Source organism: Micromonospora sp. Mcm103, from assembly GCF_024519755.1.
Lineage (GTDB): Bacteria > Actinomycetota > Actinomycetes > Mycobacteriales > Micromonosporaceae > Micromonospora > Micromonospora aurantiaca.
In genome coordinates this window covers 80,124-92,557 of the sequence record NZ_JALJRJ010000022.1, presented here as the reverse complement: position 1 = coordinate 92,557, position 12,434 = coordinate 80,124, and the positions used below count along the sequence as shown (strand labels likewise).

Genomic DNA, 12,434 nt, shown 5'->3' with positions numbered 1-12,434 from the left:
CGGTTGTTCGCCTACCAGCTCGCGGTCCAGCTGTACCAGGGACCACCGAGGTGCGTGAAGCGCGGAGCTTCGAAGTCCTCGTTCGCGAGGTCCGCGGTGGGGCCCTGCGGCAGGTAGGCGAACCCGGCGTCGTCCAGCATGTACCCGTTGCTCTCGTAGAGCACCACTCCGCCGGGCACCGTGTAGGCCGAGGTGATGATGTAGGCGCCGATCCGGTGCGGCACCCGCACCGTCGACCACTCGGTGTCCTGCGGGCTCGTCGCGGGCAGCGTGGCGACCACCCGGTCGAACGCACCACGGCTCACCGCCCAGCGGGCCTGGAACGGCGCTCCGGCGACGACCAGCGCCGCCGTGAGCACGACGATCACCGGGGCGACCAGGAACCGCCAGGACCAGCGGCGGCGCTCCACCACGAAGAAGCCCACCAGGACGGCCCAGCTCAGACCGGCCACGGCGAACAGGAAGACCACGCCGAGCATCACGAAGAAGACGAAGCCGGGGACACTGACGGCCCAGAGCAGACAGACCCCGGTGATCGCCACCCCGATGTGCAGGGTCCGCCAGGCGTTCGGTGTCCAGCGGTCGGCCGGCGGGCCGCCGCGCGCGCCGGTCATGCGGATCCGTCCACCGGCGACGCCCAGATGGGGCGCCTGATCAGGCAGAACGGGTGATCGGCCGGGTCGGCGTACACGTGGTCGCCCGGCAACCGCCGCGCGCCCAGCGCGAGCACCGCCTCACCCGCCGCGTCCTGGTCGTCGACCATCACGTCGAGGTGCATCTGCTGCGGCACCGCCGGATCCGGCCACGTCGACGGCGTCAGCCCGGGGGCGCGCTGGAACGCCAGCCCGGACGCCGCCGTGCTCGCCGACACCACGGTGAAGTCGTCGTCCGCGTACGTGATCGGGTCGCCGAGGACCGCGCTCCAGAACCGGGCCTCGACCATCGGATCCGGGCAGTCGACGATCAGATGGTGGAGCCTGCCGACCGGCATCGCGATCACCCCGTTTCCGACCGGTGCTGCGGACGTCAGCTCAGCCGCAGATCGTGCTCGGCGAGGGCGGCCTCGATGACGCCCAGCGCCTTCGGCCCCATGCCGTGCAGCCGCGCCAGCTCCGCGCGCGGCACCCCGGCGAGCTGGCGCAGCGTGGTGTAGCCGGCGGCGGTCAGCGCCCGCGTGGCCGGTGCGCCGATCTTCGGCAGGCGATCCAGGGGCGAGGTCATCGCCCGATGCTAGACCGCCACCGGTACGGCTCGCCTGCCGTACCTCGGCGTCAGGGACGGAATGGGGGAAAGACCCGACGGACATATCGGGGCGTTTCCGTATAGGACTCGGGTGGGACACCGCTGAAGAATCGACGAGCATCCAGACACCGGGAGGTGCCGTGTTCCGACGTACCATGGCCGTCGCTCTGGCCGCGTTCACCGTCCTGGCGGGACTGCCCGGCGCGGCGCGCGCCGGCCTTCCGTCGCAGCGCCTCGCCTGGGGCGAGTGCGCCGACGACCTGCCGGACGTCCCGCCGGATCCGCGCGTGCGGTGCGCCCGGCTCCGGCTGCCGGTGGACTGGGCCCGGCCGAACGGCCCGACGTTCGAGCTCGCCGTGGCACGCCGGTCCGCGCGCCTGCCGGAGCAGCGGGTGGGCACGCTGGTGTTCGGGCCGGGCGGCCCCGGCGACTCGGGGGTGGAACGCATCCGCCGGGGCGACCGGTTCAGCGGCGAGTTGCTGGACCGGTTCGACCTGGTCAGCTTCGACCCGCGCACCGTGGCCCGTACCGCCGCGCCCGTCTGTACCGCGGATCCGGCGTTGCGCAGGCCGCCCGTCCCACTTGCCGGTCAGGCGGACTTCGACGCCGCGGTGGCCTACAACCAGGCCTTGTGGAGCAGGTGTCGCCCGACCAGCCCGGTGTTCGACCGCGCCGACACGCTCAGCACCGTCCGTGACCTCGAGGCGTTGCGGCGTGCGCTGGGGGAGCGGCGGCTGTCCTTCCACGGCAGCTCGTACGGCACGCTGCTGGGCCAGCAGTACGCCGAGCGGTACCCCCGCCGCGTGCGGGCGGTGGTGCTGGAGGGCGTGTTCGACCACAGCCTCGACGTGCGGTCCTTCGTGCGGACCCAGGCCGCCACGTTGCAGGACTCGTTCGACGAGTTCGTGTCCTGGTGCGACAGCTCGGCGGACTGTGTGCTCCACGGACGGGACGTGCGATCGGTGTGGGCGCGGACGCTGGCCCGCGCGGACCGTGGGGAATATGCCCCCCGTACCGCCTTCGACGTCACCGCCGTGGCACTCGGCACGCTCGCCGGCCCGCGCTGGCCGCAACTCGCCGCGGTCGTGCGGGACATGGACGCCGGTACGCCGCCACCGGCTGTGAATCTCTCGATCTCGGTCGCGGCGTTCTGCGCGGACTGGCCCGCCGAGGTGCGCGACTACGCCGAGTACGCCGGCCTGGTCCGGGAAGCCAGGGCGGCCGCCCCGGACGTCCGGTACGGCGCCGGTCTGCTGGCCGTGCAGACCTGCCTGGGCTGGCCGTCCCCGGTCCGTAATCCGCCGCACGAGCTGAACGTGCACACCCGCACGCCGCTGTTGCTGCTCAACTCCCGGCACGATCCCCGTACCGGCTACGCCTGGGCGGTGAACGTCGCCCGGCAACTCGGCCGGCACGGGCGTCTGGTCACCTACGAGGGCTGGGGCCACGGCACCTACCAGCGCAACGACTGCACGACTGCCGTGGTGGACAGGTACCTCGTCGATCTGACGGTGCCCGCCCCCGGCACGCGATGCCCGGCGAGCTGACCCGGCGCCGCTAGACCGCCGGTCCCGGCGCCCCGGCGAGCGTACGGCCGGCCGGGCGCCGGTGCGGCAGCGCCGCCAGTCCCAGCGCGACGATCAGCAGGACCGCGCCGAGCAGGAACGGCAGCGACAGGGCGGGCTGGCCGAGCCACTCCCACGGCACGTGCCAGCGCGGATGCGGCTCGCTCAGGTGGTGCGTGAGCATCATCGGAGCGCCGAGCAGGACCGGCGCGGCCCAGAACACCATCGCGACGCCGTAGAGGACCTTCGCCGGGCCCTGCACCAGCGGGCGTCGTCCCTCGGTGCGGCGGCTGGCCCAGCCGAACAGCACCCAGCCGCCCAGCGTGCCCAGCGCGAAGCCGAGCAGACCGGCGGGATACGCGGCGCCGGGGGTGGCGCGGCTGAGGGTGACGTTCGTCGAGCCGTCGGCGGTGAGCTCCACGGCGAGGATGTGGTCGCCGCGTTCGGCGTACACGGTGATGTCGGAGGGGATGGACGCGGGGTCGCACTGCGGACTGCCGGGGACGCAGTCGTAAGCGTTGGCGTAGAGCGGCTCGTGGTGTTCCCACCCGGCGGCGTCCAAGCGCTGCCGCAGGTCGGTGAGGCCGCCGGCCGGGGTCTGGTCGAACGACGCGGTCAGCTCGGCCAGCGCGTACTCGCCGCCGTCACCGAGGAGCAGCTCGGACAGGAGGCCCTCGTTCAGCGGGTGGCCGTAGATGAGGAACACGGCGGGCGGGTCGTCCTGGTCGATGTGGCTGGCCTGCCGGTCCGGGTAGAGCTGCCCGACCACGGCGGCCAGGTCCCGGTGGTCGAGCGGGCGGGAGCCGAGCCACGCGAGCCAGGTGCCGAACGACGCGGCGAACAAACCGCAGACCACCGCGAAGACCGCCGCCCAGGCCACCACGGTACGGCTCGCCGGCCGCCCCAGCCGGGCACGCAGACCATGACGTACGAGATTCGCCGCGACCCGGGTACGCCGATGGGTCGCGCCGACGTCCCGTACCGTCTCCAGGATCTCGGCCCCGCGCGCCCGGCGGTAGTCGCGGGGGTAGGCCAGCAGCAGCCAGCGATGCATGGATGTCTCCCTCGGGAGCCGCGACGGTGGGGTCAGGCGGTGCGGGGCCGTAGGGCGCGCAGCCGGGACTCGGCGGCGGACGCGAGCTGTCGCAGCCGCTCGGTCTGGCGTGCCAGCTCGGCCCGGCCGTCGGCGCGCAGCCGGTAGTAGCGGCGCAGCCGGCCGTCGACGACCTCTTCGTGACTGAGTTCGGCGAGGCCCTGCGCGACGAGGCGGTCCAGGGCGGCGTAGAGGGTGCCCGGCAGCAGGTTGACACGACCGCCGGACAGGCCGTTGACCTCCTGGATGATCCCGTAGCCGTGGCGCGGCTCGTCGGCCAGCGCGGTCAGGATCAGGAAGGTCGCCTCGCGCATCTCACTCACCGAGGCAACATATACAGCCGATCAATACATGGTCAACGGTCGCCGAGAAGGTGCCGCTCGGCCATGAAGGCACGCAACGTCCCGGCGTCCTCGGCGGACATCAGCCACCGGGGGATCACCGTGGCCGGCATGCGTCCCACGTACACGATCCAGAAATCAGGGGTCTCGGTGACCCGCGTGACGCCGTCCCAGGCGATGCCGCCGGACTCCGAACCGCTGCGCATCATGATGTTGCGGTCGTCGATGTCGTAGCCGCCCTCGACGGCGTACCCGCCGGAGCGGCGCCGGGCCCGCCACCGCACCCACGGCGCGTACAGCATCGACAGCACGCCGGCCACGATCAACGCGGTCCACAGCGACGCGAACCGCGCCGACGCCTGGGAGGCGATCCAGCCGATCACCCCGATCGCGGCGAGGACCGCGCCGATGTAGCCGAACCGGCGCAGCCGGGCGGCGGCGAGCGCGGCGGCCACGCGGGCCGGATAGGCGGGATCGGCCGGTACGGCGAAACGGATCTGCACGCCCGAACGATAGTGCCCCGCCCGCCTGTCCCGGGTCGGACCCGCACCGCCCGCCGCTCAGATCCGGCGCAGCACGAACGTCACGAAGCCCAGCATGTTCCGGTACCCCCGCAGCCACTGGTCACGGTGCTCGCGGGCGGCCGTCAGCGCCCCGGCGGCGTCCGGGTGACCGGGGTTGTCCAGCGCCCACTCGGTGAGCGAGCCGGTCCACGACCACTCGTAGTCGTCCCACTCGGCGGTGTCGCTGACGTGCGCGTACACCGGGGCCCAGCCCGCCTGCTCGGCGGCGTCGACCAGACCGGCGAGGTCGGCGTGGTCGTCCGGTTTCGCCCCCAGCGCCGCCAGCGCCCCCGGCGACGGCGGCACCTGCCAGAACCCCTCGCCGACCATCAGGATGCCGTCGGCCTTCACGTGCCGGCCGGCCAGCCTCAGCGTCTCGCCGAAGCCGCCGAGTGCGTGCGTCGACCCGACGCACAGCACCAGGTCGTAGTCGCCGTCCGGCACGTACGCGCGGGCGTCGCGCTCGTGCAGGGTGAGCCGGTCGGCGAGGCCGCGTTCGGCGGCGGCCTCGGCGGCGCGTTCGAGCGCGTACGGGCTGAGGTCCACGCCGTCGGCGTGCCCGTCCGGGTAATGCGCGAGAGCCTGCAACGCCCAGGCGGCCTCACCGCAGCCGAGATCGAGGATCCGGGCCGCCGGCCGCCGGCCCGCTCGGCGCAGCAGCCGGTTGAGGCTGAGGCCGGAGATCGGGGCCGCGATCGGGTGGTGCGAGTGCGCGATGCTGCTCAGGCGTTGACGGTCCATCGCCGCAGTCAACACGAGGACGGCGGGCCCGCGCACGCGGGTGGCCGCGCCGGTCAGTGCCGGCAGACGATCGTGGCGTCATCGGTGGCGACGCCCCCGCGTGCCTCGGCCTCGCGGACCCGGCGGATGACGTCCGCCGGGCCGTCGGTCTCCAGCAGGCGCAGCAGCCCTGCCCAGTCGGAGAGCCCGAACGTGTCCACGAGCCGGCTCGCGCCGTTGCTGAGCAGCGCCGCAGTGCCCACCTCGCCGGCCCGGCACGCGCCGGTGACCGCCTCGGCAACCACCGCCGGGTCGTCCTTCGCGACCCAGAAGCCACCAGGGCTGTTGCGGCGGGAGCGCAGTTCCATCAGCAGCCGCCGGTACTCGTCGCCGCCCTCCGGCACGTCCCTCAGCCGCTCCTCGAAGGACCGGGCGATCACCACCTCACGCGGATCGTGGGCGACGAGCGGCTCACCGTCCGCACGGCCGACGACAGCCACCGCGTCGCCGAGGACCAGGTGCTCGACGCTGTCGCCGGAGAACCGCAGCATCGCCACCGCCGCGAACGGGCTGATCGGATGGGCGACGTCGCACGTGTCGCGGTGCGCGTCGGTGACCCGCTCGATGCCCTCGGCCAGCACGTCGCGCAGGCTCCGCCCCTGCGCCAGCGCGCCGAGCAACGCGCCGCCGAGCCGGGTCGCGTACCAGGCGATGCCGTGATGGCAGACCTCGGCCGCGCCGGCGATGCCGCCGGCACCGTCGACCAGGACCAGGCCGGACGGTACGGCGCCCGCGAAGTCCTCATTGGTACGGCCGGGATGCCCCGCGTCGGTCGCCATCGCTACCCGCATCGGCCCATCATGCCGGGGCCGGCCGGAACGCGATGTCCCGCGCGGCTTGATCTGAAGCCTGGTTGAGGTCCTAGCGTCGTGCTCACCCGACCACCGCCGGAGGTAGAGCACCATGACGACACCGCACCTGTCCGACGCCGAACTCGCGGGCCAGCCGGCCGCCTACTGGACCGGCGTCGCGTACGAGTCGCTCATCGCCTTCACCCGGGCCCAGCAGGCCGCGCACGGCTTCACCCAGCCCCAGTTCTGGCTCCTGCGCAACCTGTCCCCGAACGACCTCCTGCCCGGTGGCGGCGGCCTGACCGTGCCCGAGCTGCGGCACGCGATGCGCTCGTACCTGCGGGCCGAGGACGACCTGGACGCCGAGGCGGAGGTGCTGCGCGAACGCGGCTGGCTGACCCGCGACGCGGACGGCCGGCTACGGATCACCGAGGCGGGGGAGGCCGCCCGGCTCCGCCTCAAGCAGCACGCGCCCGCGATCCGGGCCCGCATCCACGACGGCGTCGACGACGCCGACTACGTCACCACTCTCAAGGTGCTCCGGCAGATGATCCGGAACACCGGAGGCACCGGGTAGCGCACGGACCCGGCTCAGGGCGCCCGAAGCGTCCGGATCGCCAGGCGGGCTCCCTGGTGGAGCAGCACGCCGACGCCGGTGTTCGCGACGGCGAGCCCGGCCGCGCCGAGCAGCCCCGCGCCGACGTCCGCCACGCCGGTCGCGACCAGCAGGACCGGCCAGCCCAGCGCGGCGGCGACCAGCGACGACCGCCACCAGCGCCCGAGGAGAAGCCCGAACAGGATCAGCACCGGGATCATCGCGGGCGACCTCCTGCCGTCGGCTGGTTCGAGCGTACGCCCGGCTCACCCCGCCGGTCGCCGGGCGCGGGTCGTCGGGGCTGCCGGAATCGGCCGTACGGGCGCGGCCGGGCCGCCAGGATGAGGTGATGCGCGCCAGTCAGAAGATCCGCCACCGGCACGCCGACGTCGACGGCCTGGCGGTGTTCTTCCGCGAGGCCGGACGCCCCGGTGACCCGGCGGTGCTGCTGCTGCACGGCTTCCCCAGCTCGTCGCACACGTTCCGCGAGGTCATGCCCACCCTCGCCGAGGTCGCGTACGTGCTTGCGCCCGACCTGCCGGGCTTCGGCATGTCCTCGTCGCCCACCGTCGACGAGTACGACTACACGTTCGAGAACCTGTCGTGGACCGTCGAGCGGCTCCTCGCCCTGCTCCGCGTGGACCGCTACTTCGTCTACCTGCACGACTTCGGCGCGCCGGTCGGCTACCACCTGGCCACCCGTGCCCCGGAACGGGTCCGCGGCCTCATCGTGCAGAACGGCAACGCGCACGCCGACGGGCTCGGCGCGCAGTGGGACACCGCGCGGGCGTACTGGGCCGACCTCGGCGAGGCCACCCGCGCCGCGCTGCCGGACTGGCTGACCTTCGACGGCACCCGGGACCAGTACCTCGCCGGACTGCCCGAGCACCTACGCCCGTTGCAGGCACCCGAGGCGTGGCACCTGGACTGGGAGCGGATGACCCGGCCCGGCAACGTCGAGGCGCAGTTCGCGCTGTTCACCGACTACGCCACCCACGTCGCCCGGTTCGGCGAGATCGCCGCGTACCACAGCGCGCACCAGCCGCCGGCGCTCGTGCTGTGGGGCCGGCACGACGCCTACTTCGACGTGGCCGAGGTGCTCGCTTACCACCGTGCGCTGGACCGGATGGACGCACACCTCCTCGACGGCGGCCACCTGCTGCTGGAGACCCACGCGGCCGAGTGCGCCGCACTCATGCGCGCGTTCGTCCGGGACCACGCGTGAGCCGGGAGGCCGCCGACCTGGGGCCGCGGCTGAAACACGAGCTGTATCACCGGCTGCGGCCGATGACCGGCCGTGACCCCGGCGAGAAGGGCCGGTCCACCACGCCGCTGGAGCTGCTGTACGACCTGACGTACGTCGTCGCGTTCGGGGCCGCCGCCGACCAGCTCGCCCACGGCATCGGCGACGGGTACGTGGGAGCGGCGCTCGGCGCCTACGCGTTCGCGATCTTCGCGGTGACGTGGGCGTGGATCAACTTCACCTGGTTCTCCTCGGCGTACGACAACGACGACGCGTTGTTCCGCGGCGCGACGCTCGTCCAGATGCTCGGCGTCGTCATCCTGATCTTCGGGCTGCCGGTGAGCCTCGACGCCACCGCCGAGGGCGGCAGCCCGAACAACCTGCTGCTGGTCGTCGGCTACGTCGTCATGCGCGTACCCATCATCGGGCTGTGGCTGCGCGCCGCCCGCCAGGACCCGGCGCACCGCCGGATCACAGTCGCGTACGCGGTCACCATCGCCGTCGCGCAGGTCGGGTGGCTGCTGTCCGCGATCCTCCCGCTGCCGGTCGGCGTCGTCGTCGCCGCGCTCGTGCTGCTGGCCCTGGCCGAGATGGTCCTGCCGGTGGTGACGGAACGACGGCTCGGCAGCCCGCCGTGGAACGCCGGTCACCTGGCCGAAAGGTTCAGCCTCCTGACGCTGATCACGCTCGGGGAGGTGGTCGCCGCCACGACCGCCGCCGTCGGGGCGCTGATCCGGGAACAGGGATGGAGCGTCGCCGCTGTCGTGATCATCGCGTCCGGGCTCGTCCTCGCGGCCACGCTCTGGTGGGCGTACTTCCTCGTGCCCTCCCGGCCCGTCCTGCAACGGTGGCCGGCTCGCGCGTTCGCGTGGCGGTACGCGCACCTGCCCGTCTTCGGCGCCATCGCCGCGGTGGGCGCCGGACTGCGCGTCGCCACCAGCGCGGTCGAGGAGGAGAAACTCTCCGTTGTTCAGGTGGCGCTCTCGCTCGCCGTGCCGATGGCCGTGCTGCTCGTCATGATCTTCGTGACGTGGAGCGTGCTCCTGCACTCCTACGACCTGACGCACGTGCCGCTGCTGGTGGCGTCGCTCGTGCCGCTTGGGGCCGCCGTCGCCGTCCCGTCCGTGCTGGGCGCCACCGGGCCGGTCCATCCGGACGACCGGACCAGCCTGACCGCGCTCGTCGTCGCCATCGCCCTGGTCGCGCTGTCAGGGATCGTCGAGGTGGTCGGGCACGAGACCGTCGGCTACCGGCACACGATGCGGGCGCTCGACCGGAGCTGACGTCATGGAGCGGCCGGCGGCTTCGCCTTCTGCGGATGGAACGTCTCGTGGCGGGCCAGCATGGCGACGAACTCGCCGATCTTGCGCGCCCGGGTCTCCGCACGTTTGACCGCGTTGAGCCGGTGGATGAGCGCGAACCGGTTGGCGCTGGTCAGGACGTCGAACATGGCCTGGGCGGCGGGCTCGGTCGCGATGGCGGCGAGCAGGTCGGCGGGCACCTCGGCCTCCGACGGCGGCGCGTAGGCCGCCGCCCACCGGCCGTCCGCCTTCGCCGCCTCCACCGCGGCCCGGCCCGCGGGCGTCATCCGCCCCTCCGACTCCAGCCGGGCCACGTGCGCGACGTTGCGCTGCGACCAGGAGCTGCGCGCCCGGCGCGGGGTGTACCGGATCCAGGAACTCTCGTGGTCGCGCTTGCGGCCCTGCCCGTCGATCCAGCCGAAGCACAGTGCCTCGTCGACCGCCTGCTGCCAGGTCAGTGTGGTGATCGTGCCGCCCTTGCGGCCCAGCGCCAGCCAGACACCCGGCGACGTGTCGTGGTTGGCGGACAGCCACTCGCGCAGCGCGTCCGCGTCGGGCACGATCAGCTCGTCCAGCTCCTCGCTCGCCATGGCCGGAAGGCTATGCCAGGGGTACGACGCTACGGCCGGGCCCGCGGGTCGGCCGCCCGCTGGTCGCGGTCGGGCGACGGGTCGGCCGCCCGTCGCAGCCGCCGTCCGGCCACCAGCATCGCCACGCCTGCGCCGGCGAGCCCCGCGCCGATCAGCCCGCCCACGATCCCCGCCGCCGGATCGCTTTCCCGGAACGCGTACACCACGGTCGAGGTGAGGATCGGCGTACCGAGCGCGACCGCCATCCACCCGCCGAGGATGTCCTCCTTGCCGGCGAAGGCGTTCGTGGTGATGAGGAAGAGCAGCACCATGGCAGCGGCGAGGCTGATGAGGATCAGCGCCGAGAGGATCAGCGCGGGATCGCGGGGGAGCAGCCCGGCGGCCGCGGCGAGCACGTAGATGATCGCCGCCGCGATGAGGTTCGCGAGGACGTTCGTCATCACGTTCGCCACGAACCTTCGCAGGCCGCCGCGCCCGGTGTCGTCGCCGCTGATGGCGTCCCCCGATCGCCGTCGATGCCGTCAACGGGAGGTTAGGGCGACCGGGCGGCCGGCACAACGCCCGGCGCCGGTCGGTGTCGTCACGACGTCCGCGAATCGTGCGACCGGCGGGCGGCCAGCAACTCGTCCAGGTGCCGCTCGCTCCACGACCGGGCCGCCGCGACGAGCGTCAGCAGGCTGCGGCCAAGCGGCGTCAGCGCGTACTCCACACGCGGCGGGTTCTCGTCGTAGGCCGTGCGTGTGACCAGCCCGTCGCGTTCCATCGCCCGCAACGTCTCGGCCAGCACCTTCGGCGTGATCGTGCGCAGCGGCACCCGCAGCTCGGTGAACCGGCGCGGCCCGTGCTCCAGGCACAGCACCACCATCGCGGTCCACTTGTCGCCGATCTGCAACGGCACCATCCGCGACGGACAGGCGGGGTGGAACATGTCCGGATCGAGCGGCGTCACCGCCCGAGCGTAACGCCGGTACCGTTGCGGTAACCGGCACCCCGCGGCCTAGCGTCGCGCCATGACCAGCATCGTCGTCTTCGGCGCCGGCGGCCGGGCCGGCCGCGCGATCACCGCCGAGGCCCACCGCCGCGGCCACCACGTCACCGCCGTCGTCCGTGACCCCGCGCGCCATCCCGGCCTCACCTCCGCGGTACGCGGCGACGTCACCGACCCGGAGGCCGTCACCTCGATCGGGTACGGGCACGACGCCGTCGTCCACGCGGTCAGCCCGGCCTCCGGGCCGGAGGCGCTCGCCGCGGCCGGCCCCGACCCGGAGTTCTTCGTCCGGGCGGCAGACGCGCTGCTGCACGGCCTGGCTCGCGCAGGCGTACCGCGGCTCGTGGCGATCGGCCTGTTCGCCACACTGAGCGACGCGCACGGCCGACCCCTCCACGACGACCCGGCCGTCCTGCCCGCCGAGCTGCGGCCGTTCGCGCTCAGCCACGCCGCCGGCCTGGACCGGCTCCGCGCGGCGGACACCACTGTCGACTGGCTGGTGCTCACCCCGCCCGCCGCGCTGGACGTGGACGGTCCCCGCACCGGCCGGTACCGCCTCGGCGGCGAGCAGGCCCCGGTGCTCGCGTACCTGTCGTACGCCGATCTGGCGGTCGCGGTGGTCGACGAGATCGAGTCACCGCGCCACCACCGCACCCGGCTCTCGGTCTTCGGGGACGGGAAGGTCTAGCCGCCCGCCGCGTTGTGCCGGGCGACCAGGGCCGGCAGCTCGTCCAGCGAACCGATTCGGAACAGGCACCGCTCGGCCACGTCCGGCATGTCGAGGATGTGACCCCACGGTCCGCGCCGGATCAGGCACGCCGTCATGCCGGCGGCCATCGCCGGGGCGGCGTCGTTGTCCGGCCGGTCGCCGACGTACAGGATCGCCGACGCGTCGCCGCCGCCCTCGCGAACCACCCGGGCGAAGAACTCCGGCGCCGGCTTCGCCACGCCCCAGGCCGCCGACGTGCCGATCACGTCCACCGCCAGGTCCAGCGCCCGCAGCGTCGCCTCGGCGTGCTTCGGTTGGTTGCCGGCAAGGCCGACGCGCAGGCCCTGCTCCCGCAGGGCGGCCAGGCAGGCCCGCGCGTCCGGGTACAGGTCCTCCGCGCCGAACGACTCCGGGTCACCTGCCGCGACCCGGCGCGCGAGTTCGGCGGTGAGGTCGAAGTCCGGCCGGAACGCCCGGAACACCTCCTGGTAGTCCAGCCCTCTGGCGATCACCGCGCCGAAGACCGCGGAGAACGTGTGCCTCGGTACGCCCAGCCAGTCCGCCCAGGTCGCGAACTCGCGCGTCTCGTCGAGGATCGTCCCGCCCACGTCGAAGAAGACCGCCCGGATCATC

The 12,434-nt window shown here is 73.5% G+C and carries 18 protein-coding genes; 5 read left to right on the top strand and 13 right to left on the bottom strand.

Annotation, left to right across the window (positions count from 1 at the left end; genetic code table 11):
* Positions 1 to 11: 11 nt before the first annotated feature.
* From OC439_RS24450 to OC439_RS24440, 3 genes are read right to left on the bottom strand one after another with little or no spacing between them, the layout of a single operon-like run.
* A complete protein-coding gene (locus OC439_RS24450) occupies positions 12 to 614 on the bottom strand; it encodes a hypothetical protein (RefSeq protein WP_262015472.1) in 603 nt (200 codons plus the stop codon).
* Entirely contained in the window at positions 611 to 991 is a 381-nt protein-coding gene (locus tag OC439_RS24445) for a VOC family protein (RefSeq protein ID WP_262015471.1), read from the bottom strand. The genes OC439_RS24450 and OC439_RS24445 overlap by 4 nt, the downstream gene beginning before the upstream one ends.
* A 35-nt stretch (positions 992 to 1,026) precedes the next feature.
* Complete coding sequence (locus OC439_RS24440; RefSeq protein ID WP_135239786.1) at positions 1,027 to 1,221, bottom strand: helix-hairpin-helix domain-containing protein; 195 nt, start codon at positions 1,219 to 1,221, stop codon at positions 1,027 to 1,029.
* Between the two features lie 176 nt (positions 1,222 to 1,397).
* On the opposite strand from OC439_RS24440, the gene OC439_RS24435 reads away from it, so the two are divergent.
* The gene (locus OC439_RS24435; protein WP_410054953.1) at positions 1,398 to 2,789 is read left to right on the top strand and encodes an alpha/beta hydrolase; all 1,392 of its coding nucleotides are present in this window, start codon (positions 1,398 to 1,400) and stop codon (positions 2,787 to 2,789) included.
* 10 nt (positions 2,790 to 2,799) lie between these two features.
* Here OC439_RS24435 and OC439_RS24430 read toward each other — a convergent pair whose 3' ends face one another.
* The 5 genes from OC439_RS24430 to OC439_RS24410 are packed head-to-tail and all read right to left on the bottom strand — an operon-like array spanning position 2,800 to position 6,375.
* Positions 2,800 to 3,861: a hypothetical protein gene (locus tag OC439_RS24430; protein WP_262015469.1), complete on the bottom strand. Its 1,062-nt coding sequence runs from the start codon at positions 3,859 to 3,861 to the stop codon at positions 2,800 to 2,802.
* 32 nt (positions 3,862 to 3,893) lie between these two features.
* Entirely contained in the window at positions 3,894 to 4,214 is a 321-nt protein-coding gene (locus OC439_RS24425; RefSeq protein WP_262015504.1) for a PadR family transcriptional regulator, read from the bottom strand.
* Positions 4,215 to 4,255: 41 nt separating this feature from the next.
* The gene (locus tag OC439_RS24420) at positions 4,256 to 4,744 is read right to left on the bottom strand and encodes a YcxB family protein (RefSeq protein WP_262015468.1); all 489 of its coding nucleotides are present in this window, start codon (positions 4,742 to 4,744) and stop codon (positions 4,256 to 4,258) included.
* 57 nt (positions 4,745 to 4,801) lie between these two features.
* Positions 4,802 to 5,545 carry an SAM-dependent methyltransferase gene (locus OC439_RS24415; protein ID WP_262015467.1) on the bottom strand — a complete coding sequence of 248 codons (744 nt, stop codon included), beginning with the start codon at positions 5,543 to 5,545 and terminating at the stop codon, positions 4,802 to 4,804.
* 53 nt (positions 5,546 to 5,598) lie between these two features.
* Positions 5,599 to 6,375, bottom strand: coding sequence for a hypothetical protein (locus OC439_RS24410; RefSeq protein WP_262015466.1), 777 nt, complete (start codon positions 6,373 to 6,375; stop codon positions 5,599 to 5,601).
* A 112-nt stretch (positions 6,376 to 6,487) separates the two neighbouring features.
* Here OC439_RS24410 and OC439_RS24405 point away from each other — a divergent pair, with 112 nt between their 5' ends.
* Positions 6,488 to 6,952, top strand: coding sequence for a MarR family winged helix-turn-helix transcriptional regulator (locus OC439_RS24405; RefSeq protein WP_262015465.1), 465 nt, complete (start codon positions 6,488 to 6,490; stop codon positions 6,950 to 6,952).
* A 14-nt stretch (positions 6,953 to 6,966) separates the two neighbouring features.
* Here OC439_RS24405 and OC439_RS24400 read toward each other — a convergent pair whose 3' ends face one another.
* Positions 6,967 to 7,191, bottom strand: coding sequence for a hypothetical protein (locus tag OC439_RS24400; protein ID WP_262015464.1), 225 nt, complete (start codon positions 7,189 to 7,191; stop codon positions 6,967 to 6,969).
* A 128-nt stretch (positions 7,192 to 7,319) separates the two neighbouring features.
* Here OC439_RS24400 and OC439_RS24395 point away from each other — a divergent pair, with 128 nt between their 5' ends.
* Complete coding sequence (locus OC439_RS24395) at positions 7,320 to 8,195, top strand: alpha/beta fold hydrolase (RefSeq protein WP_262015463.1); 876 nt, start codon at positions 7,320 to 7,322, stop codon at positions 8,193 to 8,195.
* 62 nt (positions 8,196 to 8,257) lie between these two features.
* A complete protein-coding gene (locus tag OC439_RS24390; RefSeq protein WP_262015462.1) occupies positions 8,258 to 9,496 on the top strand; it encodes a low temperature requirement protein A in 1,239 nt (412 codons plus the stop codon).
* Between the two features lie 2 nt (positions 9,497 to 9,498).
* Here OC439_RS24390 and OC439_RS24385 read toward each other — a convergent pair whose 3' ends face one another.
* From OC439_RS24385 to OC439_RS24375, 3 genes are all read right to left on the bottom strand, one after another.
* On the bottom strand, positions 9,499 to 10,104 hold the full coding sequence (locus OC439_RS24385) for a YdeI/OmpD-associated family protein (protein WP_262015461.1): 606 nt from the start codon (positions 10,102 to 10,104) through the stop codon (positions 9,499 to 9,501).
* 29 nt (positions 10,105 to 10,133) lie between these two features.
* Complete coding sequence (locus OC439_RS24380; RefSeq protein WP_262015460.1) at positions 10,134 to 10,544, bottom strand: diguanylate cyclase; 411 nt, start codon at positions 10,542 to 10,544, stop codon at positions 10,134 to 10,136.
* A gap of 140 nt (positions 10,545 to 10,684) precedes the next feature.
* On the bottom strand, positions 10,685 to 11,053 hold the full coding sequence (locus OC439_RS24375) for a winged helix-turn-helix transcriptional regulator (RefSeq protein WP_262015459.1): 369 nt from the start codon (positions 11,051 to 11,053) through the stop codon (positions 10,685 to 10,687).
* 61 nt (positions 11,054 to 11,114) lie between these two features.
* On the opposite strand from OC439_RS24375, the gene OC439_RS24370 reads away from it, so the two are divergent.
* Positions 11,115 to 11,780 (top strand): NAD(P)-dependent oxidoreductase, encoded by a 666-nt coding sequence (locus tag OC439_RS24370; RefSeq protein ID WP_262015458.1) that lies wholly within the window; start codon positions 11,115 to 11,117, stop codon positions 11,778 to 11,780.
* On the opposite strand, the gene OC439_RS24365 is transcribed toward OC439_RS24370, so the two are convergent.
* Complete coding sequence (locus OC439_RS24365) at positions 11,777 to 12,433, bottom strand: HAD family hydrolase (protein ID WP_262015457.1); 657 nt, start codon at positions 12,431 to 12,433, stop codon at positions 11,777 to 11,779. The genes OC439_RS24370 and OC439_RS24365 overlap by 4 nt on opposite strands.
* Position 12,434: the final 1 nt, after the last annotated feature.

Coding starts and splice junctions, on each gene's coding strand:
- OC439_RS24450 (WP_262015472.1), bottom strand. CDS start 614: ATGACCGGCGCGCGCGGCGGCCCGCCGGCCGACCGCTGGACACCGAAC.
- OC439_RS24445 (WP_262015471.1), bottom strand. CDS start 991: ATGCCGGTCGGCAGGCTCCACCATCTGATCGTCGACTGCCCGGATCCG.
- OC439_RS24440 (WP_135239786.1), bottom strand. CDS start 1,221: ATGACCTCGCCCCTGGATCGCCTGCCGAAGATCGGCGCACCGGCCACG.
- OC439_RS24435 (WP_410054953.1), top strand. CDS start 1,398: ATGGCCGTCGCTCTGGCCGCGTTCACCGTCCTGGCGGGACTGCCCGGC.
- OC439_RS24430 (WP_262015469.1), bottom strand. CDS start 3,861: ATGCATCGCTGGCTGCTGCTGGCCTACCCCCGCGACTACCGCCGGGCG.
- OC439_RS24425 (WP_262015504.1), bottom strand. CDS start 4,214: ATGCGCGAGGCGACCTTCCTGATCCTGACCGCGCTGGCCGACGAGCCG.
- OC439_RS24415 (WP_262015467.1), bottom strand. CDS start 5,545: ATGGACCGTCAACGCCTGAGCAGCATCGCGCACTCGCACCACCCGATC.
- OC439_RS24410 (WP_262015466.1), bottom strand. CDS start 6,375: ATGCGGGTAGCGATGGCGACCGACGCGGGGCATCCCGGCCGTACCAAT.
- OC439_RS24405 (WP_262015465.1), top strand. CDS start 6,488: ATGACGACACCGCACCTGTCCGACGCCGAACTCGCGGGCCAGCCGGCC.
- OC439_RS24400 (WP_262015464.1), bottom strand. CDS start 7,191: ATGATCCCGGTGCTGATCCTGTTCGGGCTTCTCCTCGGGCGCTGGTGG.
- OC439_RS24395 (WP_262015463.1), top strand. CDS start 7,320: ATGCGCGCCAGTCAGAAGATCCGCCACCGGCACGCCGACGTCGACGGC.
- OC439_RS24390 (WP_262015462.1), top strand. CDS start 8,258: ATGACCGGCCGTGACCCCGGCGAGAAGGGCCGGTCCACCACGCCGCTG.
- OC439_RS24385 (WP_262015461.1), bottom strand. CDS start 10,104: ATGGCGAGCGAGGAGCTGGACGAGCTGATCGTGCCCGACGCGGACGCG.
- OC439_RS24380 (WP_262015460.1), bottom strand. CDS start 10,544: ATGACGAACGTCCTCGCGAACCTCATCGCGGCGGCGATCATCTACGTG.
- OC439_RS24370 (WP_262015458.1), top strand. CDS start 11,115: ATGACCAGCATCGTCGTCTTCGGCGCCGGCGGCCGGGCCGGCCGCGCG.
- OC439_RS24365 (WP_262015457.1), bottom strand. CDS start 12,433: ATGATCCGGGCGGTCTTCTTCGACGTGGGCGGGACGATCCTCGACGAG.